Here is a 2,754-nt window from a genome sequence, read left to right as displayed (position 1 = left end):
CCTGAGGCCATGACCTTAAGACAGGTACGCAAAACATCCTCTTCTCCCTGAACTTGAGAGAGGTATTTACCCGCCTGGGCATCGCCATAGTCGTCTTCGTTGATGCCGGAACTGCGAACAATCAACGGCTGTGATGTCGAGAGACCGATCAGTTGACTGCGCAGATCTCTCATATGCCGGGCCACTTCAGAATCTTTAACCTGTTCGTAAAAGTCACTGCTGGCAACAAAGGTCGCCAGACCCTCCAGCCATTCATTCCTTTTGTCTTGCTCTGAAGGTGGCAGGGTATTGAGGAGTTCCCTGATCTTCATCAGACTGCACTCCGCCTCTGGTTCAGGGACAATCCCCTGGAGGTAGCGCGCTAAACAATGGGTATCCAGCGGGTGTTGTTCAAGTGCATTCATTGCCCGGGCTGTAACACATTTGAACGGTGGCACAGGCACTTCTATTGCCTGCATACGCTGCAAAAACATTCCCTTACCCCCAAGTTGTTTCCGGTTGGATGGAGAATAGTCAGCAGCCTGATCTGAAAAAGATAAACTGCTGGCTCTGCAGATGCGCTTGGCCAGTGGCGTTTCGTCGATCGCAACGCCAGTGGTATCAGGACCACCGAAATGACTTTGGAATGGACTACTGGCCTCGGTATCCTGAATTGGATTCTTTGTCAGTACGTGGTGATGTGATTTGTCAAATTCGGCAGGTAACACAACAATATCCCTTTTAAGTTAATATTCACCCATGATTTAGTAGCTTCCGCTTTAATTAATTACTTTCTTTTGACCATGATGTTTTCATAAAATTCACTCGTCGGCCTGAAGCAAGCAATAGAAAGAACCACAACAAGCAGGCAACATGGTTTGTAGTGGGGAACCTTGTCTGGATAGATCAGACCTTATTCGCAGATGATGCGGCGTATTCAAGAACTTCGGGGTTTCTTTGTTTTGCAGCCTCGATAAAAGCGGTATCATCTTTAAGCCCGGAAGCAACATATATGAAAGCTCGAGCATTCTTTGCAATTAAGTCCAGCATATACTCGCGATCACTCAATACCTTTTCACTGGCAAATGATAAGGTATCAATACTATCAGCAATGGCCATTCGAATAATGTCTTTATCAGTTCGGAGTCTTTCACTTGCATAACGCAGAGCCCAGGGATACTTTTCGACCGCAGCCACGACGATATCTCTGTTATCCCTCAGCTTTTCACTCAAATATTGCAGTTCCAGGGGATGTTCTGAAATGGCGTGTAATACAAAGTCTTTATCATTACGAACCCGTTGGCTGGCATATTCCAGCCCATGCTTGCGCAGGGCATTCATGACCTTTTCTTTATGATCCCCAAATGATGGGCCCGGTGGCGCATAAAACTCCAATCGGTAACGGTAAGATGGATTGATAACAAAGCATTGATTTCCCAGGCCATACACCTGCTCAACCAATCTGGTAGCGCTTTTAGGATTTAATAATAAAAAATGATGTAAGAGCTCCCTGCGGGTGTCCTCACTGATCGCATCACTCATTAACATTTCCCGCAGACTGTCTTCCGGTTTTTCCCGAAGAAACACTGACCACTGACACTCACCTAACCGCCGGGCATGACGAACAAACTGTTGGTGGTGTTTGCTTAATAAGCTGCGACAAGCGGCAGAAGTGTACCACCCCCCTCCACTCCGATAAGACATTAAGAAAAGGCAATGTTGAAAGGCAAATCTATCCGCTTCTGTCGCAACGTCACGATTAAGGCGTTGTGCAAGCAAGTTAAAGTCCCACTGACCTCCTTCAAAAATGGGCTTGTTCCCAAACTGACGATCCAGATTGTACATAGCACGTAACACCTTGATCAGTTTTTCAAAGGCATCCTGCATGATTTTCGGTGAGGTCATTCGGGAGCATTCGACGGTCATTTCACCTGCTACGGCGTTACAACCCAGCTTCATGTTATCGGTATTTTTATCCAGTTTGATCTCTTTCAATAATTGCCCCAGAAACCACATACGCCTTAACTTACCGGATTTACCATCGTCACCAGGTCGATCAAATTTGTCAGAAAATGTCAGCCGCAAGGTTCGTCCTTTACCCCCCTCCGCGTGTTCAAGTAGCTCTATAAGGCCCACATGACTTCCAAGATTCAGGTTAACAATCGAGGCTTCATCCATACTGATTACAATCCCTGAAAGCCCTAAATCTTCCATGTATTCTTTGCCAGACGGCCTCAATAGCGGTGACTTTTCACCCAACACACCCGGAGTCGTACAATCAACATAGGTGATGTCCTTTTTCGTGAAGATCCTGCCCTGACGCGAAGCCAGAGTGATCGGTGCCAATGCCTCTACAAAACGCTGATGCAAGGCAAAAATCAGCTCATGGACACTCTGCACCTTCTCAGCCCTCTCAGGGTTGAGAGCCTGAAGACAGGATTGCAGCTGATGGCAGCCTGCCATCCACGAACGAAACATTCCCCGGGATAGCAGCCCGTCTTCTGAGGCTTGTATGGGCAGAATGATACTCTTTGAATGGGATCGGATAGTCTTTTTCAGCAACTCGAACCGGTTGTTCAGTTGCGGTAATTCTTTCAGCAATCGCTTGACCTTGGGTGGACTGTTGTCGCCCGCCAGCAGCAAAAAGGCCCGATAACCCTTCAACAGTGCTTCAGCACCATGAATTAGCCGACTTACGTTATCCCTCGTCTCAGCCAGTCGTTTTGATCGTTGTGGCGACATGCTTAATTTTATGGGGTTTGCCAGACAATCCAG

At 47.3% G+C, this 2,754-nt stretch carries 2 protein-coding genes; both read right to left on the bottom strand.

Annotation, left to right across the window (positions count from 1 at the left end; translation table 11 throughout):
- Positions 1–707: PEP/pyruvate-binding domain-containing protein (locus KDK16_RS13505; RefSeq protein ID WP_257275038.1), on the bottom strand; the 707-nt coding region annotated here is incomplete at its 3' end.
- Between the two features lie 178 nt (positions 708–885).
- Positions 886–2,754: DUF4116 domain-containing protein (locus KDK16_RS05425; protein WP_257275037.1), on the bottom strand; the 1,869-nt coding region annotated here is incomplete at its 5' end.

It is taken from the genome of Endozoicomonas sp. SESOKO4 (genome assembly GCF_024606275.1).
This window is presented reverse-complemented; position numbering and strand designations above follow the sequence as displayed.